Source organism: Modicisalibacter sp., from assembly GCF_055145905.1.
Genome location: NZ_JBSREH010000031.1, coordinates 29425 through 54500 on the forward strand (window position 1 = coordinate 29425; position 25076 = coordinate 54500).

A 25076-nucleotide genomic window follows, 5' to 3' on the forward strand; every position below is an offset into this window, starting at 1 on the left:
GTGTCTGACCACTTTTCCCGGAGGGCCGCATGACACCCGCAGCGCCTCCCTCGCCATGTACCCCGGACGGCGACTTCCGCCGGGTGGGCGTGGAACTCGAGTTTGCCGCCATCGCCCCGCAGGCCGCCGCGGAACTCGTGCAGTCCCACTTCGGCGGGCGGATCGAGCGTCTGGGGCCGCATCGGCTCAAGGTCGTCGATACGCCCCGTGGCGATTTCACCATCGAACTCGATGCCAAGTACGCGCACCCGGATGACGACCTGGTACGCCGGGCCCGGGAGCGCGGTGACGACGAGTGGCTGCACTGGCGCCTGGTCCTGCATAATCGCACCCGCGAGCTGATCGGCGACGCCGTGGCCGGCGTCGTGCCCACCGAAATCATCTGCCCGCCGCTGCCCTGGCCGGCGCTCGGCGAGCTCGACGCGCTGTTCGGCGCCCTGCGTCTGCAAGGGGCGCGCGATACCCGCGACAGCCTGCTCTATGGCTTCGGCCTGCATCTCAACCCCGAAGTGCCGGGTACCGATGTCGACACGCTGCTCGCCCACCTGCGCGCCTATCTGATCCTCGCCGACTGGCTGCGCGAGCAGATCGACATCGATATCACCCGCGCGATGCTGCCCCATGCCAACCCCTTCCCGCGGGACTACGTCATGCAGGTGCTGAACCCGGCCTACCGGCCGGATCTCGACACCCTGATCGATGACTACCTGGCCGCCAACCCGACCCGCAATCGCGAACTGGACCTGTGCCCGCTGTTCGCCCACCTGCGTCCCGACAGCCTGCATGCCCTGCTGCACGATGAGCTCGTCAAGCCCCGGCCGACCTTTCACTATCGCCTGCCCAATGCCCAGCTATCGCAGCCGGGATCGGCCACCGCGGAATGGAACCGCTGGGTCGAAGTGGAGCGACTGGCGGCCGACGCCGACCTGCTGGCCCGGCGTGGCGCGGCGTATCTCGAGCATCTCCAGCGCCCGCCGGTGTCGCGCTGGCTGGATCGACTGCGGGAGTGGATGAAGGAAGCATGAGACGTCCACGCATCGGCATCACGACCTCGGATCACAAGAGCCGGCTCGCTTGGTGGTGCGACTGCCTGGCCGTGTGGCGCGCCGGCGGTCTGCCGGTTCGGCTGTCTCCCACGCGCGACGGCAACGACGTGGCGATCGACGGCCTGATCGTCGGCGGCGGCGACGACATCGGCGCACAGCTCTATGGCGGCGAAATGCAGCTCGACGTGCGCGTCGATCCGCAGCGCGACACCCTGGAACTGGCGTTGCTGGAGCGCGTGCTGCCGACGAACCGGCCGGTGCTGGGCATCTGCCGCGGCGCCCAGATCATCAACGTGTTTCTCGGCGGCTCGCTGATCACCGACATTCACGCCACCTTCGAGCACATACGCCCTCGGCGCACCGTGCTGCCGCGCAAGACCGTGCAGGTAACGCCGGGAAGCCGCTTGAATCACCTGCTGGGTGTCGATAGCTGCCACGTGAACAGCCTTCATCATCAGGCCATCGACCGCACCGGCCACAACGTCCGGGTCGTCGCTCGCGATCGCGATAATCTGGTGCAGGGCATCGAGAGTACCGATCACGACTTCGTCATCGGCGTGCAATGGCATCCGGAGTTTCTGGTCTTCAACCGCCCCCAGCAGCGTCTGATCCGCGCCCTGGTCGAACGGGCCGCCACCCGTGAGGCACCCCGCCCGCTTTCCCGCTCCGACGAGGCGCTCTGACGCCGACGGCTCGCCATCGGCTTCGACCATTGTCGGGCTCTTCGTCGCCACCCCGGCTGGCCTAGGCTGGGAACAGGCAACAATGACAAGAGAGCCCCGCTCCCATGACTCATGCACGCACCTACGCGGCCGCCGACACCCTGATCGTCGGTGCCGGCCCCGCCGGCTGTCTGCTCGCCAAGCGCCTCTCGGAAGACCCGCACCACCGGGTCACCCTGGTCGAGGCCGGCGGACGCGACAACTACCCGTGGATTCACATCCCGGTCGGTTACCTGTACTGCATCGGCAACCCGCGCACCGACTGGTGCTACCGCACGGACGAGGAAAGCGGCCTCAACGGCCGCGCGCTAGGCTACCCCCGTGGCCGGGTGCTGGGCGGCAGCTCGTCGATCAACGGCATGATCTACATGCGCGGCCAGGCCCGCGACTACGACCACTGGGCCGAACTGGGCAACAGCGGCTGGGACTGGCAGAGCGTGCTGCCCTACTTCCGGCGCAGCGAGGACCACTACGCCGGCGCCAGCGAGGCCCACGGGGCCGGCGGCGAATGGCGCGTCGAACGCCAGCGGCATCGCTGGGAAATCCTCGAGGCCTTCCGGGCCGCCTGCGCCGAGCAGGACATTCCGCCGATCGACGACTTCAACCTCGGCGACAACGAGGGCAGCAGCTATTTCCAGGTCAACCAGCGCCGCGGCGTGCGCTGGAATGCCTCCAAGGCGTTTCTGAGAGGGCTCGAGGAGCGCGAGAACTTCACCCTGATCACCGACGCCGAGGTCGACCGGGTGCTGTTCGACACCAGCGGCGACCGACCGCGGGCCTGTGCTATCCGCGTGTGTCTCGATGGCGCCTTCCAGACGCTGGCGGCCGATCAGGTGATCCTCAGTGCCGGCGCCATCGGCTCGCCGTCGATCCTGCAGCGCTCCGGCGTCGGCTCCCGGACGCTGCTCGACTCCCTGGACATCCCGCGGGTGCACGAGCTGCCGGGGGTCGGCGGCAACCTGCAGGACCACCTGCAGTTGCGCATGATCTACCGCATCCAGGGTGCCCGCACCCTCAACGAGATCGCCGGTTCCTGGCGGGGCAAGCTGGGCATGGCCTGGCAGTACCTGCTGACGCGCAGCGGGCCGCTGACCATGGCACCCAGCCAGCTCGGCGCCTTCGCCCGCTCCGACCCCGGGCAAGCCAGCGCCAACCTGGAGTATCACGTCCAGCCGCTGTCGCTGCCCGCCTTCGGCGAGCCGCTGCATGACTTCCCCGCCTTCACCGCGTCGGTGTGCAACCTGCGGCCGGCCAGCCGCGGCAGCGTGACGATTCGTTCCCGGGACATGCGCCAGCCGCCACGCATCGCCCCCAACTATCTGAGCGAGGCCGAGGACCGCCGCGTCGCGGTGGATGCGATTCGCCTCACGCGACGCATCGCCGGGGCACCGGCGCTGGCGCCCTACCGTCCCGAGGAGATCAAGCCCGGCCCGGACTACCAGAGCGACGCGGCATTGGCCGAGGCGGCCGGCGATATCGGCACCACCATCTTCCACCCGGTGGGCACCTGCAAGATGGGCCAGGACCTGCACGCCGTGGTGGACGACCGGCTGCGCGTGCACGGGCTGGACGGCCTGCGGGTGGTCGACGCCTCGATCATGCCCACCATCGTCTCGGGCAATACCTGCTCGCCGACCCTGATGATCGCCGAGAAGGCCGCGGCGATGATTCTCGAGGAGCGTCAGTGGCAGGCCATCGGCAGCGAGGCACCCTCAGCCGCCGAGGCAAGCGTTTCCTGAGAAAGACGCACGGGGCACGAGACGAGGGGCGGAAGGAAAGACGGCCCGCAGGACACGCGGGCCGCACAACGGGAAACGGCACGCCGTCAGTCGAGCCGTGCCTCCATGGTGATCTCGGCGTTGAGCAGCTTGGACACCGGGCAGCCTGCCTTGGCCTTGTCGGCGCAACGCTGGAAGACGTCCGCATCGGCGCCGGGGATCCGGGCCCGGGTTTCCAGATGGATGGCCGAGATGCTGAACCCGTCGTCATCCTGCACCAGCGACACGGTCGCCCGGGTATCGATGGCCTCCGGCTCCAGGCCTTCCTCGCCGAGGATCATCGACAGGGCCATGGAGAAACAACCGGCGTGGGCGGCACCGATGAGTTCCTCCGGATTGGTCCCGGACTGGCCCTCGAAGCGCGTATTGAAACCGTAGGGGTTGGCCTCGAGTGCCCCGCTCTCGGTGGACACATGGCCCTGCCCCTGTTTCAGGCTCCCCTGCCAATGGGCCGAACCCTGCTTCTTGATCGTCATGTCGCCTCCTTTTCGTGATGACGTGGCACCGCTCCGGGCGCCGCTTCGCTCACTGTAGTGCATGCCGGCGACCACGTCGTCCTTCAAGGGGTCAGCCGCCCGACGCCGTCGGATCCTCCCGGCAGGCGGCCAGCGCGGCGGCCACCTCGGCCTGCCCCAGGCGGCGCAACCGGGCCATGTTGCGCTCGGGTATCCCCTCGGGGTCCGGGTAACCCTCGAGCGCCCGGCTCAGGCTCGCCTCACGCAGCAGGTGCAGCATCGGCCAGGGCGAACGGTTGGTGGCATTGGCCGGATCGTCGGGCTCGGCGTCCGCGAAGCAGTAGTCCGGATGAAAGCTCGCCAGCTGATAACGCCCGGTGTAGCACTCGAGGTCGAGCAGGCGTTCCGCCAGCTCCAGCAGATCGAGGTAGTCGTCGAACGCCGCAGCCGCCCCGGTGAGGATCAGCAGCGTCGTCTCCACCGTGTCGTCGCCATCGAGGCGGCGACACTCATCGACCAGGGCCTGCAGCACGACCTCGGCGTTGCTCGATGCCACGGTGACATAGCGCACCCGCTCGCGACGCACTTCGGGCGCGGCGAAGGGGCACAGGTTATGGGCGATCACGAAACGCGTCACCCAGGCGCGGGTGGCGGCAATCGCGGCCGTCTCGACGGTCGAGGTAGACATGACAGGCTCTCGTGGCTGAAGGCCGTGCAGTATAGCCCTTGCAGCACCGTGGCGCCTGGCGCACCATGAGTGGAAATCATTACCACATAGTGGAGGCTGCCGTGCCCGATTCCCGCGCCACCGTCACCCTGCCGGCCACCGCCAAGGCACCGGCCGTCACCCTGCCCGCACTCGGCCAGGGCACCTGGTACATGGGCGAGGGACGCGCCCCGCGTCACGACGAGGTTCGCGCCCTGCAGCAGGGGCTCGACCTGGGGCTGACCCTGATCGACACCGCCGAGATGTACGGCGACGGCGGCGCTGAGGAGGTCGTCGGCGAGGCCTTGCGCGGACGGCGCGACGAGGCCTTCCTGGTGTCCAAGGTCTATCCCTGGAACGCCGGGCGCGACAGTGCCATCGCCGCCTGCGAACGCAGCCTCGCGCGGCTGGGCACCGACCATCTCGATCTCTACCTGCTGCACTGGCCGGGCAACATCCCCCTCGACGAGACCCTGGAGGCCTTCGAGCGCCTCGCCGAGCAGGGCAAGATCCGCCGCTTCGGTGTCTCCAACTTCGATATCGACGACCTGCAGGCCCTGTGGTCGCTACCCGGCGGCGCGCGCTGCACGGTCAACCAGGTGCTCTATCACCTGGGGTCGCGCGGCATCGAGCACAGCCTGCTGCCCCGGCAGCGCGAGCGTGGCCTGCCGACCATGGCCTACTGCCCGCTGGCCCAGGGCGGCCGCCTGCGCCGCGACCTGCTCGGCCACGCCGAGGTGCGCGCCGTGGCCGAGGCCTACGGTGTCACCCCGGAGCAGGTACTGCTGGCCTGGGCGATCCGCCCCGCCCCCGACGGGCGGCGCGACGTGATCGCCATTCCCAAGGCGGTCCAGCCCGAGCATGTGCGGGCCAATGCCGAGGCGCTGGCGCTGCGCCTCGACGACGCGGCCCTGGCCCGGCTGGACGCCGCCTTCCCGGCCCCCGAGCGCAAGCCCCCGCTGGATATCGTGTAAACGCGCCGCTACAGCAAGGAAGGGGCGTCGGAGTCACGAAACGCCCGACCCCGCCGCGAGGCCAGCCGATCCGCCAACCGCGTCGGCTCCGGCAGCTTGGTGCGCCCCAGGCAGGCCAGCGTCCATTCCAGCGCCGTGGCCAGGCAGAGACGATGCCCAGGGGAGACGATCACCGGCTTGACCCCTTCCCGGGAGCGCAGCACGGCGCCGATCACCACCCGACCCTCGTCGTCCAGCGGGACATCGTCCGGGTCCTCGGCACGCCGGCGGTCGGTCAGCGGCGTCCATTCGCCACGGACCTCGGGCACCTCACCATGACGCCCGCACAGGCGCTTCTTGGCCACGCCCAGTGTGGGCAGGTCGAGCCACAGCCCCAGGTGCGCGGCGATACCCAGCCGGCGAGGATGGGCGATGCCCTGCCCGTCGACCATCACCAGTTCGGGTCGCCGGGAGAGCTTGTCGAAGGCACCCAGCGCGGCGGGAATCTCGCGAAACGACAGCAGGCCGGGAATGTAGGGCATGCGCGTGGGTTCGCGGTGCACCACCTCCTCGACCGGCTCGAGATCCGGCCAGCGCAGCAGCACGACCGCCGCCCGGGTGGTCGCGCCTTCGTCCTCGAAGCCGATATCCACCCCGGCGACATGCGTCACCGGGTCACAGCGGTCGCGGCGTTCGAGTCGTGTGGCCAGACGCGTCTGCAGCGCGACGGCCGCCTTCGGCGACAGGTCCCAGTCGTGCAAGGCAGGTCTCGGCATATCGGCTCCCTGATTCATGATAGGCACTCGGTTAGACTAGGAGTTTTGCCGCGCAAGGGAACCTCGGGCGTCCATGCTGACATTTCTTCACACCGCCGACTGGCATCTCGGCCAGAGCTTTCACGGCCAGGAACGCCACGCCGAGCACCGGGCCTTCCTCGCCTGGTTGCTCGACACGCTCGCCACACGCCGCCCCGACGCGCTGCTCGTCGCCGGCGATATCTTCGATGTGGTCAATCCCTCGCTGCGTGCCCAGGGGCTGCTCTACGACTTCATCGTCGCCGCCCACGAGCGCCTGCCGACGCTCGACATCGTGCTGATCGCCGGCAATCACGACAGCGGCAACCGCATCGAGCTGCCCGCGCCGCTGCTCGCCCGGCTGCGCACCCACGCCCGGGGCCGGGTGCACTGGCGCGATGATGGCGGACTCGACACCCGGCGTCTGCTGGTGCCGCTCACCGATGCCGAGGGCGCAACCCGGGCGTGGTGCCTGGCGCTGCCCTTCCTGCGCCCCGCCGAGGTGACCGGCCACCGCGCGGGCGAGGCGGAGGCCGACGATTACCTGACCGGCATGGCCCGGGTTCACCGCGAGCTGATCGCCGATGCCCGTCGGCAGCGTGCCCCCGGTCAGGCGCTCGTCGCCATGAGCCATGCTCACCTGCAGGGCGCGACGGTCTCCGAGGCCAGCGAACGGCCGATCGTCATCGGCGGCGAGGAAGCCGTCTCCGCCGCGCTGTTTCCCGACGACATCGCCTACGTGGCGCTCGGCCACCTGCATCGGGCCCAGCAGGTCGGCGAGGCACGCATCCGCTACAGTGGCAGCCCGTTGCCCATGGCCTTCAGCGAGGTCGACTATGCGCACCAGATCGTCGAGGTCAGCCTCGACGGCGAGCGCCTGAGCGGCGTGGACGCCCTGCCCGTGCCGCGCCCGGTGGCCATGCATCGCCTCGGCCCGGCGCCGCTCGAGCACGTGCTGGCCGAGCTGGAGGCGCTCGAACTCGACGATGCCCTGCCGCGCGAACACTGGCCCTGGCTGGAGGTACGCGTCGAGCTCTCGGCGCCGATGCCCGACCTGCGCGCCCGGGTCGACGCCGCCCTCGAGGGCAGGCCGCTGCGCCTGCTGCGCCTCGAGCGCCGCCTGCCGAAAGTCGAGACCGAGAACGCCCCCGAGCGGATCGACCTCGAGAGCCTCGGCCCGCGCCGGCTGTTCGAGCGCACCTGGCAGAACCGCTGGGGCGAGCCGCCCGGCGAGGACGTGCTGGCCGACTTCGCCCGGCTGCAGCAGGAGGTGATGGACGACGACGGGGAGGCATCGGCATGAAGATCCTCGCCCTGCGCCTGGCAAACCTGGCCTCGATTCCCGGCCCGCTCGAGCTCGACTTCACCGCCGCCCCGCTCGCGGACGCCGGCCTGTTCGCCATCACCGGCCACACCGGCGCCGGCAAGAGCACCCTGCTCGACGCCCTGTGCCTCGCGCTCTACGGCAGCACGCCGCGGCTGCGCGACGCCCGCAAGGATCTGGCAAGGGTCCCGGACAGCGGCGACACCGACGTGACGAGCTTCGACCCGCGCACCCTGCTGCGCCGTGGCACGGCCAGCGGCCACGCCGAGGTCGACTTCTTGGGCCGCGACGGCCGCCGCTACCGCGCCCGCTGGGCGGTGCGCCGCGCCCGCGAGAAAGTCGGCGGGCGCCTGCAGGCCGTCGACCAGTCGCTGCGCGATCTCGACGACGACCGCCTGCTGACCAACCAGAAGCGCGAATTCGACCGCCTGCTGCCGGAGTGCCTGGGCCTGACCTTCGAACAGTTCACCCGCGCCGTGCTGCTGGCCCAGAGCGAGTTCGCCGCCTTCCTCAAGGCCGACGACAACGAGCGCAGCGATCTGCTCGAGCGGCTGACCGGCACCGGCGAATACTCCGCCATCTCGATGGCCGCCTACCGCCGCGCCAGCGAGGCCCGCAAGGCCGTGGACAGGATCGAGACGCGCCTCGCCGACGACCTGCCCGCCGAGCCCGAGGCCCGCGCCGAGCTGGAGGAGGCCGCCGAGGCGACCCAGCGAGCGCTCACCGACCTGCAGGCCCACGCGGAAGCGCTTCAGGCCAGGCAGCGCTGGCACGACGAGGACACCCGCCTGCGGGACGCCTGCCGGCAGGGCCAGGCCGACCGGCAGGAGGCCGAGGCCGCCTGGAAGGCGCTGGCCCCGCTACGCGCCGACCGCGACGGGCAGCGGCTGATCGCCCCGCGCCGCCCCGCATTGGCCCGCCAGGCCGCGCTGCCCGGCGAGCTCGAGGCGCTGGAAGCGGCTCACGCCGAGACGCAGCGAGCGCTGACCGACGCCGAGCACGAGCAGGCGCGCGCCCGGCAGGCCGCCGAGGCTGCCGAGACGACGCTGGCCGAGGCCGTGGAGGCGCACCGGGCGGCCGCGCCCACGCTGCGCCAGGCCCGCGAGCTGGCCACGCATCTGGCCAGCCTCGACCATCAGGTATCACAACAGGAGAAGACCCGGGCAGAGCGGCAACAGCAGCTGAACCAGGTGGCCGCCGATCACCAGCAGGCCCAGGAGGAACATCGGCAACGCTGCCAGCAGCACGATGACTGGCAGGCGACGCTCAAGCAGCTGTTGGGGGAACATACCGAACTCGAGGCGGCCCGCCAGGCAATCCGTAACGCCCTCGAACGAGTGCATCAGCGCCAACTGGACCTCGATGAACTCGCGAGTCACTGGCAACAATACCAACGTGCCACGAACCATCATCGGCGACTGCTCGAGCAAATCCGAAAGGAAGAGCCTCGGCTGAACCGGCTGCTGGAACAGGGCCAGCAGGCCAGACGGCAGCTCGATGACGCCAAGGCGCAGCATGACACCGTGGTCAGCATCATCGAGCGCAGTCGAGCGGCGCGCAGCGACAGTGTCATCGCCCTGCGTGAGGCGCTGACCGAAGACGAGCCCTGTCCGGTCTGCGGCGGGCTCGAACATCCCTGGCGTCACCGGCCGCCCGCCTCGCAGGAGGCCGAACAGCTGGCCGCGCAGCAACGCGAGGAGGAACGCCAACTCCAGGAAGCCGGCGAGGCACTGAATCGTGCCCAGCAGGAGCGCGACCGCCTGTTCGGCGAATACAGTGCGCTCGACGCCTCTCTCAAGCAGGCTCGCCAGGAGCTTCAGGGCGCCAAACAGCAATACCGGGAAACACGCGAGTCCCTCGAACGGCATTCGCTGCATGCCGAGCTCGTGGCTATCGCACCGGATCAACGCGATACCTGGCTGGCCGAGCAAACCGAGCACGGCCAGGCCAACCGGACGCATCACGAGCAGGCGCTGAGCCGGCTGAACCAGGCCGAACGACAGATCGAACCGCTGAAGCGAGCCCTTCAGGAGGACGTTACCCGGCTCGCGCGTTTCGACACTCGCCGAGAGGGCCTCGACAAGGAGCTGCAGGCACTGGCCGAACAGCTTCCCCCGCTCCGTAGCCAACGCGACGAGCTCGCCCGAGAGCTCGCCACCCGCCTCGGCGAGCACGCCTCGCCGGACGCCTGGCAGCAGAATCTCGACGCCCGACAGGACACCGCCCGCCGGGCCCGGGACGAGGCGCAGGCGGCGTCCCACCGGGCGCAGACCGAGCATCAGCGCCTGGCCCAGCAGGCGAGCCACGAGGCCGAACGGCTCGAGACGCTGCGCCGCGAGCGCGACACCCTCGAGGCCGAACTGGCAGAGTGGCGCACGGCGCATCCCGAGCTGGACGACGCCCGGCTCGCGCGCCTGCTGGCCCAGACGGAGGAGGATATCCAGTCGGCCGAGCGGCGCCTCGAGGCCGCCGATCAGGCCTGCCAACGCGCCGCCGCCGCCCTCGACGAACGCCGCGAGGCGCTGCGGCGCCATCGCCGTGACGCCGAGACGATCGAGGGCAAGCCATTGGGAGAGACAGGCAACGTGGAGGACGACGCGCTGCTCGGCGAGGCCATCGACGCTGAGATCGCCCGCCGCCGCGAGGCGCTCGCCGAGGAACGCGCGGCCCTCGCCCCGCGGCTGAACGCCGCCCAGCAGGCCCGCGACGAGGCCGCCCACGTCCTGCGCGACGACGACCGCCGCCGCCGGCGCCAGCAGGACGCCCGGACCGAGCTGGATCAGGCGCGGGCCGAGCATCGCCGCTGGGGGCGCATCAGCGAGCTGATCGGTTCCGCCGACGGCAAGGCCTTCCGGCGCATCGCCCAGGCCTACAACCTCGAGCAGCTCCTCGAGCACGCCAACGCTCACCTGGGCGGCCTGACGCGCCGCTACCGGCTGGTGCGCGGCGGCAGCGAGCTCGGTCTTCTGGTGGTCGACCGCGACATGGGCGACGAGCGCCGCTCGGTGCATTCGCTCTCGGGCGGCGAGACCTTCCTGGTCTCACTGGCCCTGGCGCTGGGGCTGGCCTCCATGGCCTCCGGGGAGCTCGTCATCGAGTCGCTGTTTATCGACGAGGGCTTCGGCAGCCTCGACCCGCAGTCGCTGGCGCTGGCCATGGAGGCGCTGGACGGCCTGCAGGCGCTGGGCCGCCGCGTCGGCGTGATCTCCCACGTCCAGGAGATGCACGAGCGCATCCCGGTGCAGATCCGCGTGGAGCCGGAAGGCAACGGCACCAGCCGGGCCCGGCTGGTGAGCGTTTGACACCGATCGTCATTGCCGCGACCTGACAGGAACGCTATCCTGTACAGGACAACATCCTGTACATGGGAAACCCTATGGAAGCCATCAGCTATACCGCGGCACGCAGCCACCTGGCAAAGACCATGCAGCAAGTCTGCGACGATCACATGCCCGTCACCATCACCCGCAGCAAGGCGCCATCGGTAGTCATGATGTCATTGGAAGACTACGAGGCCCTGCAGGAAACGGCCTATCTGCTGCGCTCGCCAAAGAATGCCCGCCGGCTGCTCGAGTCCATCGCCCAGTTGGAGGACGACGACGGCCAGGAGCGGGAGCTCATCGAGGAATGAAGCTCACTTTCTCCGAGCAAGCCTGGGAGGAATATCTCTACTGGCAGAAGACCGACAAGAAGATCCTGCGCCGGATCAACCAGCTGATCAAGGAGATCCAGCGCACCCCCTTCGAGGGTATCGGCAAGCCGGAGCCCCTGAAGCATGGCCTCGCGGGTTACTGGTCACGACGCATCAACGACGAACATCGCCTCGTCTACAAGGTGACGGAAGATGCCTTGCTGATCGCTCAGTTGCGTTATCACTATTAGAAATATCAGACACACGCAAAGGCAGCCGAAGCCGCGCTGCGCCATGACGCTCCCCACCCACCTGTTCGATTCGATGCCCTCAGCCGTGTGCTGGGCACAAGAGACCCGACACGCAGCGAGCGGGAGTGAAAATTCTTCCCTTCCTCATTCAGGCCGGGAAGGCCTCGTTCAACCACTTGATGAAATTACGCTTTTGCTTGAATTCGGAACGGACTTCTTCGAGCAGCGCCGCGAAGGACTGGTGGGAGTCAGAATCATCCAAGGCGTCATGTAGCTCTTGCAGCAGGGCAATCGCCTGCCGGTAGGCATCGTTGTTGGTTCTCTGCACGTGGCTGCGCACCAGGCGCCGGTAAAGCGGCAAACGCTCGCTGGTGTCAGTCAGCGTCCTGGCCAGGGCGTGCAGCAAGTTGGCGGCTACCTCTCGCTCCTTGCACAGCGCCAGCGCCTCGTTCAGTCGCCCTTCCTCCAGGTGAACCTGCAACAGGCAATTCGCCGCGGCTGGCTCCCAGGCAAAGCGAGGTTGAGCGCCATTATGGAGCCACTCGGTCAGCCAGTCATGGACACGCTGTCGATAATCCACACTCAGCCGGTTCTCGTCTGCCAGTTGAATCAGATAGCGATAGTCTTCCAGCCGCAGGGTTTGCTGGTAAATCTCCCATTGCAATCGAGCCGCGTCTTCGGGTTCACCGCGATGCAACAACAGGCGGACCTGCAATTGCTGCCGCTCGTTGTCCCAGCGGGAGCGGCCTTTCGGCTCGGCCCTGGCCGCTCGTTGCAACCAGGGCTCGACCCGATCCCAGGCATCATGGGCAATGCAGGCCTTCGCGGCGTCCAGGCAATCTTTCTCATCGCTGGCCGTTTTCTCGTACAACGCCAGGATGGCGACCAGATCGCCGTTGGCCTCGGCACGCTTGAGCAACGGATCGCGCAACCGCAGATAGCGGAAACGCTCCGACCAGCCCGTCCCCGCCGGCAGCGCCGGCAAGGCATCCCAGGCCTTCTGCAGACAGGCATGGTAGGCCGCCAGGCCGGCCTCGCCCAGCGCCTCATCATAGGCATCGGGCATTTCGGGATACATGTCCGACTGGTCACTGAACGCCTTGTCGTAAAGGTACGCCGCCAGCTTCTCGGGCGCCCAGTCGAGCCGTTTTACGGTCTGGATATGCAGCGTCTGCAGGGTGGCCTCGCAATGGAAGCGAAAGCCGCCGGAATCATCGATGGTTTCCAGCGCCCGAGCCATGCGCGAGAGCGCGTAGTCCACCAGCATCAGGCACTTGTCCGCGGGCAGTTGCGGCGCCTGTTCGGCGAGTTGTTCGACGATGGACTCGGCCCTGGCGAAATAGGCACTCACCTGACCATAGCGATACAGGTCGCGGTTGATGGGGAACGCCGCCGTGATGCGTTTTTTCAGCGCCTTGTGGTCCAGCACACCGAGCACCGCGTCGGCTCGCAGCGACCACTGTTGATGCAGTACCGGATCGTTCTCGATCAGCGACTGCAGCGCCTCGACCAACGAGTGCTTATCCATCTGCTGCAGATAGGCACGAATGCGCTCCGAAGCATCGCCCACCGTCAGTCGCGCCTGCTCGGCCTGACCCGCACGATATACAAGAGCAGTCGCCACGCAGTGCTTGCAAAAATCGATGCCCTCGGAGGCCGGGCAGTCACACCCGCCATCCAGGCCGCGCTTGCTCAGCTTCAGCACCACGCGATAGCGCTCGCTGCCTTCCACATCGGCAGTGATGGTGGTGCCCTTCTTGTTCCAGCCGACCACCATGCCCTCGCGGAAATACTCAACGCCGCGCCCGAAGGCGGCCTCACCGGCGAGCATGGCCAGCTGCCGATCGGAAAGGAACTCCAGTTCATCCTGTTGCATCAGGTTACCGCCATTGCCTTCATGATCGCCTGCCCTCGAAGTCGGCTGCACAAGAACCGCGGGGCAGCACGCCATCGTACTTTCATCATTTCATTGCTGAAACCGCCACCCGCTCAGGCGAAGGCCTGAATGCCGGTCTGGGCGCGCCCCAGGATCAGCGCATGTACGTCGTGGGTGCCCTCGTAGGTGTTGACCGTCTCCAGGTTGACCATGTGCCGCATCACGCCATAGTCCAGCGAGATGCCGTTGGCGCCGTGCATGTCACGGGCCTGGCGGGCGATGGCCAGCGCCTTGCCGCTGTTGTTGCGCTTGATCAGCGAGATCATCTCCGGCGCAGCCTGGCCGGCGTCGAGCAGGCGGCCGACGCGCAGACAGGCCTCGAGCCCCAGGGCGATCTCGGTCTGCATGTCGGCCAGCTTGACCTGCACCAGCTGGGTCGCCGCCAGCGGGCGCCCGAACTGTCGGCGCTCGAGCGTGTAGCCCCGCGCGGCGTGCCAGCAGAATTCGGCGGCACCCATGGTGCCCCAGGCGATGCCGAAGCGCGCCTTGTTGAGACAGCCGAAGGGCCCGGCCAGCCCGCTGGCGTCGGGAAGCAGCGCCTGGTCGGGTACGAAGACATCGTCGAGAACGATCTCGCCGGTCACCGAAGCACGCAGCGACAGCTTGCCGTGGATGGTCGGGGTCGAGAAGCCCTCGGCGCCGCGCTCGACGATGAAGCCACGGATCCTGCCGTCGTGGGCGTCAGAGCGCGCCCAGACGAGGGCGAGGTCGGCGATCGGGCTGTTGGTGATCCACATCTTGCGCCCGTTCAGCCGGTAGCCGCCGTCGACCCGGCGCGCCCGGGTCTGCATGCCGCCGGGGTCGGAGCCGGCATCGGGTTCGGTCAGCCCGAAGCAGCCCACGAGTTCGCCACTGGCCAGCCCGGGCAGGTAGCGGCGTTTCTGTGCCTCGCTGCCGTAGGCCTCGATGGGATGCATCACCAGCGAGGATTGCACGCTCATCGCCGAGCGGTAGCCGGAGTCGACACGCTCCACCTCGCGGGCGATCAGGCCATAGGCGACATGGCCGACACCGGCACCACCGTAGGTCTCGGCGACGGTGGCGCCGAGCAGGCCCAGCTCGCCCATCTCGCGCAGGATCTCACGGTCGAAGCGCTCGTGCTCGAAGGCGTCATGCACGCGCGGTTGAAGCTTTTCCTGGCAGTAGGCACGGGCCATGTCCTGAATCTGCCGCTCGTCGTCACTCAGCTGCTGCTCGAACAGCAGCGGGTCTTGCCACGGGAATGCGCTCATGTCTGCCTCATCGCGTCAGTCGGTCATCATGAGGCAGCTTGCCGACCCCGTCGCCGGGCGTCGATACGCCATTGGCCGGGCTCACGGTCCCGGCCCGCCCGTCACGTGCCGGAGGCCAGCCGTGCCGCGACGCCGGCGACGTGTTCGCCCTGGAAGCGGGCGATGGTCAGCTCATTCTCGCTGGGCTGGCGGCTGCCGTCGGGGCCGACAATGGTGGTGGCGCCATAGGGGGTGCCCCCGGTCACCTCGCCCATCGCGGTCAGCGCCTGGCAGGAGTACGGTACGCCGACCACCACCATGCCCAGGTGGAAGAGCATGGTGTGGATCGAGGTCAGGGTGGTTTCCTGCCCACCGTGCTGGCTGGCCGTGGACGTGAAGGCGCTGCCGACCTTGCCGACCAGCTTGCCCTGCCCCCAGATGCCGCCGGTCTTGTCCCAGAAGTTGCGCATCTGCGAGGTCATGTTGCCGTAGCGGGTGGGCGTGCCGATGATGATGGCGTCGTAGTCGACCAGCTCGTTGGGATCCTCGATCAGCGGCGCTGACTGGTCGCGCTTGTAGCCGGACTTTTCCGCTACCTCGTCGGGTACCAGCTCGGACACCCGGCGAATGTCGACCCGGGTACCGCCGACGCTTCTTGCGCCCTCGGCCACCGCGTTGGCCAGCGTCTCGACATGCCCATAGCTGGAGTAGTAGACGATCAGAATGCGGCTCATGGGAATCTCCCGTTGCAGCGAGTCATGGGTTGGCGACCTACCCCAAGATGGTCCAGCCCCGGCTCGGCGTCAAAAGCCCTGCCGGTGGGGCCGGCCGGCATGCTAGGCTGTGCGGCAAACAACGCTCGGAGCCGTTCTCTCATGCAGTCCGCGCAACAGCTGCTCGAAACCCTGGTGGGCCATCCCACGGTATCTCGCGATTCCAACCTCGACCTGATCCGCTTCGTCGAGGGCTATCTCGATGATTTCGGGGTGCCCTGCCAGCGCATCGAGAGCGACGATGGCAAGAAGGCCAACCTGCTGGCGCGCATCGGCCCCGAGGTCGAGGGCGGCGTGGTGCTGTCGGGTCACACCGACGTGGTGCCGGTGGACGGCCAGCCGTGGACGAGCGACCCGTTCTCGCTCACCGACAAGGGCGATGGCCGCCTCTACGGCCGCGGCAGCTGCGACATGAAGGGTTTCATTGCCTGTGCGCTGGCCCAGGTGCCGCGCTGGGTGGAGCAGGGCCTCACCCGGCCGATCTATCTGGCCTTCTCCTATGACGAAGAGGTGGGCTGCGTGGGGGCACCGCGCCTGATCGAGCGGCTCATGGCCGACGTGCCCCGCCCCGCCGCGGTGATCGTCGGCGAGCCCACGTTGATGGCCCCGGTGGTCGCCCAGAAGGGCATCACCAACCTGCGCACCACCGTGACCGGGCTCGAGGCCCACTCCAGCCAGGTCAATCAGGGGGTCTCGGCGATCCATGTGGCCGCCCGCCTGGTGACGCGGATCGAGGACATCATGGCCGAGCTGCGCGAGGCCGGCCGGGTCGACGAGGCCTTCAACGTCGCCCACTCCAGCCTGCATGTGGGCAGGATTACCGGCGGCACGGCGATCAACATCATGGCGCGCGAGTGCCGGTTCGACTGGGAGATCCGCCATCTGCCCCAGGACGGCTTCGAGGCGGTCTACTCGCGCTTCCAGGACTATGCCGAGTCGCTCGAGCGCGAGCTGCGCCAACGCGCCCCGCAGGTCAGCATCCGTACCGAGCCGCTCACCGCCACCGTGCCGGGACTGGCCGACCGCGACAACGCCGCGGCGCTCTCGCTGTGCCGGGCGCTGCTCGGCGAACGCGACACGGAGGCCGTCGCCTATGCCACCGAGGCCGGCCAGTTCCAGCAGGCCGGCCTGCCCACGGTGATCTGCGGGCCGGGCAGCATCGCCCAGGCCCACCAGCCGGACGAGTATCTGGAAACCGCGCAACTGGATGCCGGGGTGGCCTTCATGCGCCGGCTCGGCGATCACCTTGCCGGCGCGTGAGCCCGCCACGCCGGCCAGCAGCCATCGCCACCCCGACTACACCGTTGGTCACGTTGCCCAAATGTTGAACATATGGCAGCGTTGAATGAAACATTTGTGGACACACCGACGTGAAGGAACAACAACGCAAGTCATCGTCGCGGCCCAGCGTCGCCGAGGCGCTGGCCGAGGCCATCTTCTCCGGCCATTACCAGCCGGGCGATTTCGTGCCCAAGGAACTCGCCCTGTGCGAGGAATTCGCCATCAACCGCTCGGCGGTGCGCAGCGATCTTCGCCAGCTGGTGGATGTCGGTATCATCGAACGCATCTCGGGGCATGGCTCCAAGGTGCGCGACTATGCCGACTGGAACATCCTCGACCCCCAGGTCACCGAGTGGATGACCCGCTACGCGGCGCCCAATCCCAAGGTCCAGCGGGAGATCCTGACCTTCCGGCTGGATGTCGAGCCCTATGTCGCCATGACCGCCGCCAAGCGGGCCACGGCGCGCGACCTGGTGGCGCTCGAGGAAGCCTACGAAGGCATGGGGCAGAACCTGCACAACGCCACCAGTCCCGAGGAGCGCCGGCTGCACAGCGACTACGATGTCGCCTTCCATGCGGCGATCTTCAAGGCCACCCACAACATCGTCTGGTCGCAGCTCTCGCACATCCTGCGGCCGTCCATCTACCTGCTGGTGTCGATGTCCAACGTCAGCGAGACCGACGACCCGGCCGAGAGTCTGGAGCGCCACCGCCAGCTGATGGAATGCATCCGCGCCCGCCAGCCCCGCGAGGCCTTCCGCGCCGCCCAGCGGGTACTCGCCGGCACCGCCAAGGCGCTGGGCCTGGACGCGCCCGAGACCTCGCTGGGGCGCGGCATCGAGCTCGACTGAGCCTTCCCCGACCGTGGTCGTCGATACCCGGCGGCCGGCGAGCCACCCTGCCGGCCGCACTCTCCTCCTAAACACGTTTCCAAACTCTCGGAATGTTGGGCGCCGGGGGACAAGGCGAAGCGAGGGTCCTTTGCCATGGCCGGAAAGTGATCCCTCCGGTTCCGGCATGTCCGCCATCCATGGCGGTCAGATGCAAGGGTAGCGCCCAGCGCCCTCGCGATGGTCCGACACTTCGGGCCTTGCCGCCGGGAAGCCCATCCCGTCAATCGGGTGTAAAAGGATCTCGAAGCGCTCAATGGTTGTCGCGCGGCGGAGCCTGCCTCGCCACGTCGCGATACTTGGTCGCCGGTTCCAGGGTCATGCCGCGGTCGAGCTGCTCGACCATGCCGCGCTGGATCTCCTGCCAGGGTGTCTGATGCGGCGGGTAGATGTAGCCGCCGCGCGAGGCCAGCGCCTCGCGGCGCGCCTGGATTTCCCCATCATCGACCAGCAGGTTGGCCTCGCCGCGCGCCAGGTCGATGCGGATGCGATCGCCGGTCTCGAGCAGCGCCAGGCCCCCGCCGACGGCCGCCTCCGGCGCGGCATTGAGGATCGACGGCGAACCGGACGTGCCCGACTGGCGGCCGTCGCCGAGACACGGCAGCGACTCCACGCCCCGGCGGATCAGCGCCTCCGGCGGCTGCATGTTGACCACCTCGGCGCCGCCGGGGTGGCCGACCGGTCCCGCGCCGCGCATCACCAGGATGGTGTTCTCGTCGATCGCGAGTTCCGGATCGTCGATGCGCGCGTGGTAGTCCTCCGAGCCGTCGAACACCACCACTCGCCCCTCGAAGGCCTCGGGGTCCTCGGGCCGGCTCAGGAAGCGGCGGCGGAAGTCGTCGGCAATCACGCTGGTCTTCATCAGCGCCGAGTCGAACAGGTTGCCCTTGAGGTTGATGAACCCGGCGTGCGCGACCAGCGGGTTGTCGTAGCGGCGGATGACGTCGTCATCGAGCGTCTCGCTGCCGCCGACGTTGGCCGCCAGCGTCCGTCCGTTGGCGGTCATCACGTCGCCGTGCAGACGCCCGGCCCTGAGCAGCTCATTGAGTACCGCGGGCACGCCGCCGGCCCGGTGGAACTCCTCGGAGAGATAGATCCCGGCCGGCATCACATTGGCCAGCAGCGGGACCGCATGGCCCAGGCGCTGCCAGTCGTCATTGTCGAGCTCGATGCCGGCATGGCGGGCGATGGCATTGACGTGGATCGGCGCGTTGGAGGAGCCGCCCAGCGCCGAGCAGACCACGATGGCGTTCTCGAAGGCCTCGCGGGTCAGGATGTCGAGCGGCCGCAGGTCCTCCCAGACCATGTCGACGATGCGCTCGCCGGTCTGATAGGCGACCATCGCCCGCTCCTTGTAGGGCGCGGGAATCATCGCCGAGCCCGGCAGGCTCATGCCCAGCGCCTCGGCCATCGAGTTCATCGTCGACGCGGTGCCCATGGTGTTGCAGTGGCCGATCGACGGCGCCGAGTCGGTGGCCCGGCTCAGGAACTCCTCGTAGCCGATGTCGCCGGCGGCGAGGCGCTTGCGCAGTTCCCAGATGATGGTGCCGGAACCCACCCGCTCGCCGCCCCGCCAGCCGTTGAGCATCGGCCCGCCGGAGAGCACGATCGCCGGGATGTTCACGGTCGCCGCGGCCATCAGGCACGCCGGGGTGGTCTTGTCGCAGCCGGTGGTCAGCACCACGCCGTCGAGCGGGTAGCCGTGCAGCACCTCGACCAGCCCCAGGTAGGCCAGGTTGCGGTCCAGCGCGGCGGTCGGCCGGCGCACGTTCTCGTGGATCGGATGCAGGGGAAACTCGAAGGGCACGCCGCCGGCGGCGCGAATGCCGTCCTTGACGCGCTTGACCAGCTCGATGTGATGGCGGTTGCAGGGCGTCAGGTCGGACCCCGACTGGGCGATGCCGATGATCGGCTTGCCGCTTCTCAGCTCGTCGAGCGTGAGGCCGTAGTTCATGTAGCGCTCGATGCACAGCGCCGTGGTGCCCGGGTGATCGGGATTGTCGAACCACCAGCGCGAGCGGAGCTGGTCGGAAGTCATCTTGTGATCGCTCATGGTCTGAAGCGTTTCCCTCGATGGTCGGTTGTCGAAAAGGGAACTCACCCTTCGGCAGCGTACTCTACCGGGATCGCTGCGTATGTTGAACAAACGGACTATATGTTCAACATGAAAGCCAGCCCATGTCTGTCTTCCCGGACGCACTCGGAATGGACGCCCTTTCGGCCCCCCGGGGCTCTGGCTCTATAATGCCCGGGGACAACAACCACCAACCCGCCCGCACAGGACACGCCATGAAGCCCGAAACGCTCGCCCTCCACCACGGCTATGCCCCCGACAACCAGCATGCCGTCGCCGTGCCCATCCACCAGACCACGTCCTTCGCCTTCGACAACGCCCAGCATGCCGCCGACCTGTTCGACCTGCAGGTGGAAGGCAACATCTACTCGCGGATCATGAACCCCACCTGCGCCGTGCTGGAACAGCGCGTCGCCGCCCTCGAGGGCGGCATCGCCGGACTGGCGGTCGCCTCGGGCATGGCGGCCATCACCTATGCGATCCAGACCCTCGCCGAGGCGGGCGACAACATCGTCTCGATCAGCGAGCTGTACGGCGGAACCTACAACCTCTTCGCCCACACCCTGCCCCGCCAGGGCATCGAGGTGCGTTTCGCCCACAAGGACGCCATCGCCGATATCGAGGCGATGATCGACGAGCGCACCAAGGCGGTGTTCTGCGAGAGCATCGGCAACCCGTCCGGCAGCATCGTGGACATCGCCGCGTTGGCCGACGTGGCACACCGCCAGGGTGTCCCGCTGATCGTCGACAACACCGTGGCGACTCCCTTCCTGTGGCGCCCCATCGAGCATGGCGCGGATATCGTCGTGCATTCCGCCACCAAGTACATCGGCGGCCACGGCACCACCGTCGGCGGCGTCATCGTCGATTCCGGCAAGTTCCCCTGGGCCGATCAGGCGCAGCGCTTTGCGCTGCTCAACGAGCCCGACGCCTCCTACCATGGCATCAGCTACACCCGTGACGTCGGCGACGCCGCCTTCATCACCCGGGCCCGCGTGGTGCCCCTGCGCAACATGGGGGCCGCCCTCTCGGCCCAGGCCGCCTGGAACCTGCTTCAGGGGCTGGAGACCCTGGGGCTGCGCATCGAGCGCGTCTGCGACAACACCCAGCGGATCGCGACCTACCTGGAAGATCACCCCCAGGTCACCTGGGTGCAGTACGCCGGACTCGACAGCCACAAGGACCATGCCCTGGCCGAGCGCTACATGGACGGCCGCGCCTCCGGCATCCTGAGCTTCGGCATCCAGGGCGGCCGCGAGGCGAGCGCGCGTTTCTACGACGCCCTGCAGCTGGTGCTGCGCCTGGTCAACATCGGCGATGCCAAGACCTGTGCGGCGATTCCGGCGGCGACGACGCATCGCCAGCTCAACGACGAGGAACTCGCCGCGGCCGGGGTCACGCCCGACATGGTGCGCCTGTCGATCGGCATCGAGCATGTCGACGACCTGATTGCCGACCTGGACCAGGCGCTGGCCGCCGCCCGGGCCTGACGCCCGTCACCGCGCGGTCGCGAGGCATCACCACGCTCACGCCGCCGGTTCGACCACCTCCTTCCCAAAAGAACGCCGGCACGACGCCGGCGTTGAGGTTCCGTTTCCCGGACGCGCCGCCAATGACTGTTCCTCCTTAGGGTTTGTGCGAAAAGTCGGCGAGCGAAGGCAAGACAAGGCAAAAATCGGCGAAAAAGCGGAGTTTACGCGTTGTAAATGAGCATTTTGAGCCGATTTTTAACGCCGTATTGCCGAGCGCAGGCAGTTTTCGTACAAAGTCTAGTGCGAGTGGCGCGGCACCTCGGCCCCCCGACAGCCCACCAGAAAGTCGAAGTCGCAGCCCTCGTCGGCCTGCAGCACGTGCTCGATGTAGAGCTGACGGTAGCCGCCGCTGGCGGCGATGGTCCGCGAGGCCTGGGTGGGGTCCGTCTCGGCCAGCCGGCGCTCGAGCTCGGCGTCGTCGACCTCGAGGTGCAACGTGCCGGCGTAGGCGTCGAGTTCGATCCAGTCGCCGTTCTCGACCGCCGCCAGCGGGCCGCCGGCGGCGGCCTCGGGAGCGACGTGCAGCACCACGGTGCCGTAGGCGGTGCCGCTCATCCGTGCATCCGAGATGCGCACCATGTCGGTGACGCCCTGCTCGAGCAGCTTGGCGGGCAGGCCCATGTTGCCGACCTCGGCCATGCCGTGATAGCCGCGCGGCCCGCAGTGCTTCATCACCAGGATGTCGTCGGCGGTGACGTCGAGGTCCGGGTCGTTGATGCGCGCCTTGTAGTCGTCGAAGTCCTCGAACACCACCGCCCGGCCGCGGTGGGTCATCAGCTCCGGCGTGGCCGCCGAGGGCTTCAATACGGCGCCCTGCGGGGCGAGGTTGCCGCGCAGGATGCACATCCCGCCGTCCTCGCGCAGCGGATCCTCGAGCGGGCGGATCACCGCGTCGTTGTACAGTGGGGCGTCCTTGACGTTGTCCCACAGCGTCTGGCCGTTGACGGTCAGGGCGTCCTTGTGCGGCAGGCGATCGGCCTCGCCGAGACGGCGGAGCACCGCGGGGAGCCCGCCGGCGTAGTAGAACTCCTCCATCAGGAAGCGCCCCGAGGGCTGCAGATCGACGATGGTTGGCGTGCCGCGGCCGATACGGTTCCAGTCATCCAGCGCCAGATCCACGCCGATGCGTCCGGCGATGGCCTTGAGGTGGATCACCGCGTTGGTCGAGCCGCCGATCGCGGCGTTGGTACGGATGGCGTTCTCGAAGGCCTCGCGCGTCAGCACCTTCGACAGCGTGAGGTCCTCGTCGACCATGTCGACGATGCGATTGCCGGAAAGATGCGCAAGCACGTAGCGCCGCGAGTCGACCGCGGGAATGGCGGCGTTGTGCGGCAGTGACACGCCCAGCGACTCGGCCATGCAGGCCATGGTCGAGGCGGTGCCCATGGTGTTGCAGGTACCGGCGGAGCGTGACATGCCGGCCTCGGCGGCCATGAAGTCGTGCATCGAGATCTGCCCCGCCTTGACCTGCTCGGAGAGCTGCCAGACCACGGTGCCCGAGCCGATGTCGCGGCCCTCGTGCTTGCCGTTCAACATCGGCCCGCCGGTGACCACGATCGTCGGGATGTCGCAGCTCGCCGCGCCCATCAGCAGCGCCGGGGTGGTCTTGTCGCAGCCCACCAGCAGCACCACGGCATCGAGCGGGTTGCCGCGGATCGCCTCCTCGACGTCCATGCTCGCCAGGTTGCGGGTGAACATCGCGGTGGGCCGCAGGTTGGACTCGCCGTTGGAGAACACCGGGAACTCCAGCGGGTAGCCGCCGGCCTCGAGCACACCCTGCTTGACGTGCTCGGCGAGCTTGCGGAAGTGGGCGTTGCAGGGCGTGAGTTCCGAGAAGGTGTTGCAGATGCCGATGATCGGCTTGCCACGGAACTCGTGGTCGGGAATGCCCTGGTTCTTCATCCAGCTGCGGTACATGAAGCCGTTCTTGTCGGCGGTGCCGAACCAGGCGGCACTGCGCAGCGGGCGCTTGTTGTCGGTCATGCGAAGACTCCCATTCGGACGACGGCGGCAACCGCCGCCTGAAGACTGTCAATGGGGCCGGCGAGGCTCGACTCGCCAGCCACCGTGAAATATCACGCTCCCCCGTATCGATACCCGTTCCGATATCGACGGTGCCCCGGCCGGTCGCGGCGAAGGCACGCGATAGGCGTGCCTGCGAACCGGGTCGCGCAGACCCTTTTCGAGCCGGCGCCAAGACACACCATACGAAAGTTCATGTTGAACATAAAAGCCATATGTTAAACATTTAGACTATCTGTTGAGATGCCGGTGGCGAAACGTGACCCATTTCCCGTTACCCGAAATCGCCCCGGCCGACCGTATCTCGCGCCGTGGTGCCTCGTGGGCACCACGATCGTGAGGGTCGCCGTGCCCCCGAGGCACGACCCCGGGGCGGGCCCGATGCCCGCCTTCCGCTCCGAAAGGGGCTATCCAATGCTCGCTGTCACAACAACAAGCGCCACATGGAGACCATGATGTTCACAATGAAACAGGCCATCGCCGCTACCGGCTCGCTGCTGCTGCTCGGTATCACCACCGCCCAGGCCGCCGAATACGACTGGAAGTTCCAGGCCTCGGAAACCGCGGGCGAACCGAGCTTCAAGATCAAGCAGAAGTGGGCCGACAAGATCGAGACCATGACCGACGGCAAGGTGCATATCGAGGTCATGCCGATCAACTCCATCGTCGGGCCCACCGAGACGCTGCAGGCCGTTTCCTCCGGCATCCTGCAGGGCCACATGACCGACCCCAGCTACTTCTCCGGGCAGAATCCGGCGTTCGGCATGATGGGCAATCTGGTGGGCGCCTGGAGTAACCCCTACGACTTCCTCGAGTACATGAAGCACGGGGGTGGTGAAGAGCTCTACAACGAGCTCGCCGAGCCCTACGGCACCCACCTGATCTCGGCGGCGACCTTCCCGCTCGAGTCGATCCCCTCGACGGTGCCGATCAAGAAGGTCGAGGACTTCAAGGGCCTGAAGATTCGTGCCCCCCAGGGCATGGTCTACAACATCTTCGAACGCGTCGGTGCTTCGCCGGTCAACCTGCCGGGCTCCGAGGTCTACACCGCGCTCGAGAAGGGCGTGATCGACGCCGCCGACTCCACGGTGCTGTCCAACAACGACGCCCAGGGCATCCACGAGTTCGCCCACTACCCGATGTATCCGGGCTTCCACTCCATGCCGATGATCGCCGTGTCGATCAACAAGGATATCTGGGACGGCCTGCCCAAGGACCTGCAGACCACGCTGGAAACGGCCTTCGACGACATGGCCTATGACCTGATCGCCCAGCTCAAGGAGCAGGACCTCGAGACCCTGCAGAAACTCAAGAAGGATCCCGACGTGCACCCCATCGACCTGTCGCCCGAGGAGCGCAAGAAGTTCCGTCAGGCCGCACAGAAGGAATGGAAGGAATGGTCCGTCAAGAATGACATGACGCAGAAGTACTACGACTCCGTTACCGGCTTCCTCAAGTCACGCGACCTGCTGTAACGCGGCGTCATTCTTCTCTTCCTTCTAACCACGGCGGCGCTTCGGCGCCGCCTGGAGGAACCATGTCCCGCAAGCTTCACAAGGAACACGATACCGCGCCGGCCGACACCGGCGAGGTACCGCCCGCCGAGCCCGAGTCGGCGCCGGACGAGGCGCGCAGCGCCTTCGACCGCGGCGTGCTGTGGTGCGCCCGCGGTGCCGCCTGGCTGGTCTTCGTCGCCA

The 25076-nt window shown here is 67.9% G+C and carries 20 protein-coding genes; 12 read left to right on the forward strand and 8 right to left on the reverse strand.

All coding sequences use genetic code 11. The annotated features are described in order from the left end of the window. Positions 1-29 precede the first annotated feature (29 nt). From ACTCB7_RS10005 to ACTCB7_RS10015, 3 genes are all read left to right on the forward strand, one after another. Positions 30-1025 (forward strand): amidoligase family protein, encoded by a 996-nt coding sequence (locus ACTCB7_RS10005; RefSeq protein ID WP_463006555.1) that lies wholly within the window; start codon positions 30-32, stop codon positions 1023-1025. Then, the gene (locus tag ACTCB7_RS10010; protein WP_463006556.1) at positions 1022-1729 is read left to right on the forward strand and encodes a gamma-glutamyl-gamma-aminobutyrate hydrolase family protein; all 708 of its coding nucleotides are present in this window, start codon (positions 1022-1024) and stop codon (positions 1727-1729) included. The genes ACTCB7_RS10005 and ACTCB7_RS10010 overlap by 4 nt, the downstream gene beginning before the upstream one ends. Before the next feature lie 104 nt (positions 1730-1833). Continuing rightward, positions 1834-3507, forward strand: coding sequence for a GMC family oxidoreductase (locus ACTCB7_RS10015; RefSeq protein WP_463006557.1), 1674 nt, complete (start codon positions 1834-1836; stop codon positions 3505-3507). Positions 3508-3593: 86 nt separating this feature from the next. Here ACTCB7_RS10015 and ACTCB7_RS10020 read toward each other — a convergent pair whose 3' ends face one another. Both ACTCB7_RS10020 and ACTCB7_RS10025 read right to left on the reverse strand, forming a co-directional pair. After that, positions 3594-4022 (reverse strand): OsmC family protein, encoded by a 429-nt coding sequence (locus tag ACTCB7_RS10020; protein WP_463006558.1) that lies wholly within the window; start codon positions 4020-4022, stop codon positions 3594-3596. 91 nt (positions 4023-4113) lie between these two features. After that, positions 4114-4689 carry a DUF1415 domain-containing protein gene (locus ACTCB7_RS10025; protein ID WP_463006559.1) on the reverse strand — a complete coding sequence of 192 codons (576 nt, stop codon included), beginning with the start codon at positions 4687-4689 and terminating at the stop codon, positions 4114-4116. A gap of 101 nt (positions 4690-4790) precedes the next feature. Between ACTCB7_RS10025 and ACTCB7_RS10030 the strand changes: the two genes are divergently transcribed. Next, positions 4791-5681 carry an aldo/keto reductase gene (locus tag ACTCB7_RS10030; RefSeq protein ID WP_463006560.1) on the forward strand — a complete coding sequence of 297 codons (891 nt, stop codon included), beginning with the start codon at positions 4791-4793 and terminating at the stop codon, positions 5679-5681. An 8-nt stretch (positions 5682-5689) separates the two neighbouring features. Here ACTCB7_RS10030 and nfi read toward each other — a convergent pair whose 3' ends face one another. Next, positions 5690-6436 (reverse strand): deoxyribonuclease V, encoded by a 747-nt coding sequence (nfi, locus tag ACTCB7_RS10035; protein WP_463006561.1) that lies wholly within the window; start codon positions 6434-6436, stop codon positions 5690-5692. Between the two features lie 73 nt (positions 6437-6509). On the opposite strand from nfi, the gene ACTCB7_RS10040 reads away from it, so the two are divergent. The 4 genes from ACTCB7_RS10040 (at position 6510) to ACTCB7_RS10055 (ending at position 11660) form a co-directional block, all read left to right on the forward strand. Continuing rightward, on the forward strand, positions 6510-7757 hold the full coding sequence (locus ACTCB7_RS10040) for an exonuclease SbcCD subunit D (protein WP_463006562.1): 1248 nt from the start codon (positions 6510-6512) through the stop codon (positions 7755-7757). Continuing rightward, positions 7754-11080: an AAA family ATPase gene (locus ACTCB7_RS10045; RefSeq protein ID WP_463006563.1), complete on the forward strand. Its 3327-nt coding sequence runs from the start codon at positions 7754-7756 to the stop codon at positions 11078-11080. Before ACTCB7_RS10040 ends, ACTCB7_RS10045 begins: the two co-directional genes overlap by 4 nt. A 74-nt stretch (positions 11081-11154) precedes the next feature. Continuing rightward, complete coding sequence (locus ACTCB7_RS10050; RefSeq protein ID WP_463006575.1) at positions 11155-11409, forward strand: type II toxin-antitoxin system Phd/YefM family antitoxin; 255 nt, start codon at positions 11155-11157, stop codon at positions 11407-11409. Further along, on the forward strand, positions 11406-11660 hold the full coding sequence (locus ACTCB7_RS10055) for a Txe/YoeB family addiction module toxin (RefSeq protein ID WP_463006564.1): 255 nt from the start codon (positions 11406-11408) through the stop codon (positions 11658-11660). The genes ACTCB7_RS10050 and ACTCB7_RS10055 overlap by 4 nt, the downstream gene beginning before the upstream one ends. 148 nt (positions 11661-11808) lie before the next feature. Here the strand turns inward: ACTCB7_RS10055 and ACTCB7_RS10060 are convergent, their stop codons facing one another. The 3 genes from ACTCB7_RS10060 to wrbA all read right to left on the reverse strand — a co-directional run bounded on the left by ACTCB7_RS10060 (position 11809) and on the right by wrbA (position 15541). After that, positions 11809-13536, reverse strand: coding sequence for an SWIM zinc finger family protein (locus ACTCB7_RS10060; RefSeq protein WP_463006565.1), 1728 nt, complete (start codon positions 13534-13536; stop codon positions 11809-11811). Positions 13537-13649: 113 nt separating this feature from the next. Continuing rightward, positions 13650-14828 (reverse strand): acyl-CoA dehydrogenase, encoded by a 1179-nt coding sequence (locus ACTCB7_RS10065; protein WP_463006566.1) that lies wholly within the window; start codon positions 14826-14828, stop codon positions 13650-13652. Positions 14829-14929: 101 nt separating this feature from the next. Further along, positions 14930-15541, reverse strand: a complete 612-nt coding sequence (gene wrbA / locus ACTCB7_RS10070; RefSeq protein ID WP_463006567.1) for an NAD(P)H:quinone oxidoreductase — start codon at positions 15539-15541, stop codon at positions 14930-14932. Positions 15542-15682: 141 nt separating this feature from the next. Here wrbA and argE point away from each other — a divergent pair, with 141 nt between their 5' ends. Continuing rightward, a complete protein-coding gene (gene argE / locus ACTCB7_RS10075; protein ID WP_463006568.1) occupies positions 15683-16840 on the forward strand; it encodes an acetylornithine deacetylase in 1158 nt (385 codons plus the stop codon). Positions 16841-16950: 110 nt separating this feature from the next. Further along, the gene (locus tag ACTCB7_RS10080; RefSeq protein ID WP_163648535.1) at positions 16951-17712 is read left to right on the forward strand and encodes a FadR/GntR family transcriptional regulator; all 762 of its coding nucleotides are present in this window, start codon (positions 16951-16953) and stop codon (positions 17710-17712) included. A gap of 292 nt (positions 17713-18004) precedes the next feature. Here the strand turns inward: ACTCB7_RS10080 and ACTCB7_RS10085 are convergent, their stop codons facing one another. Further along, positions 18005-19804 (reverse strand): IlvD/Edd family dehydratase, encoded by a 1800-nt coding sequence (locus ACTCB7_RS10085; protein WP_463006569.1) that lies wholly within the window; start codon positions 19802-19804, stop codon positions 18005-18007. Positions 19805-20040: 236 nt separating this feature from the next. On the opposite strand from ACTCB7_RS10085, the gene ACTCB7_RS10090 reads away from it, so the two are divergent. Continuing rightward, on the forward strand, positions 20041-21315 hold the full coding sequence (locus ACTCB7_RS10090) for an O-acetylhomoserine aminocarboxypropyltransferase/cysteine synthase family protein (protein WP_463006570.1): 1275 nt from the start codon (positions 20041-20043) through the stop codon (positions 21313-21315). A gap of 279 nt (positions 21316-21594) precedes the next feature. Here ACTCB7_RS10090 and ACTCB7_RS10095 read toward each other — a convergent pair whose 3' ends face one another. Next, positions 21595-23340 (reverse strand): IlvD/Edd family dehydratase, encoded by a 1746-nt coding sequence (locus tag ACTCB7_RS10095; RefSeq protein WP_463006571.1) that lies wholly within the window; start codon positions 23338-23340, stop codon positions 21595-21597. A 494-nt stretch (positions 23341-23834) separates the two neighbouring features. Between ACTCB7_RS10095 and ACTCB7_RS10100 the strand changes: the two genes are divergently transcribed. Next, positions 23835-24854 carry a TRAP transporter substrate-binding protein gene (locus tag ACTCB7_RS10100; RefSeq protein WP_463006572.1) on the forward strand — a complete coding sequence of 340 codons (1020 nt, stop codon included), beginning with the start codon at positions 23835-23837 and terminating at the stop codon, positions 24852-24854. The last annotated feature ends 222 nt before the right edge of the window (positions 24855-25076 follow it).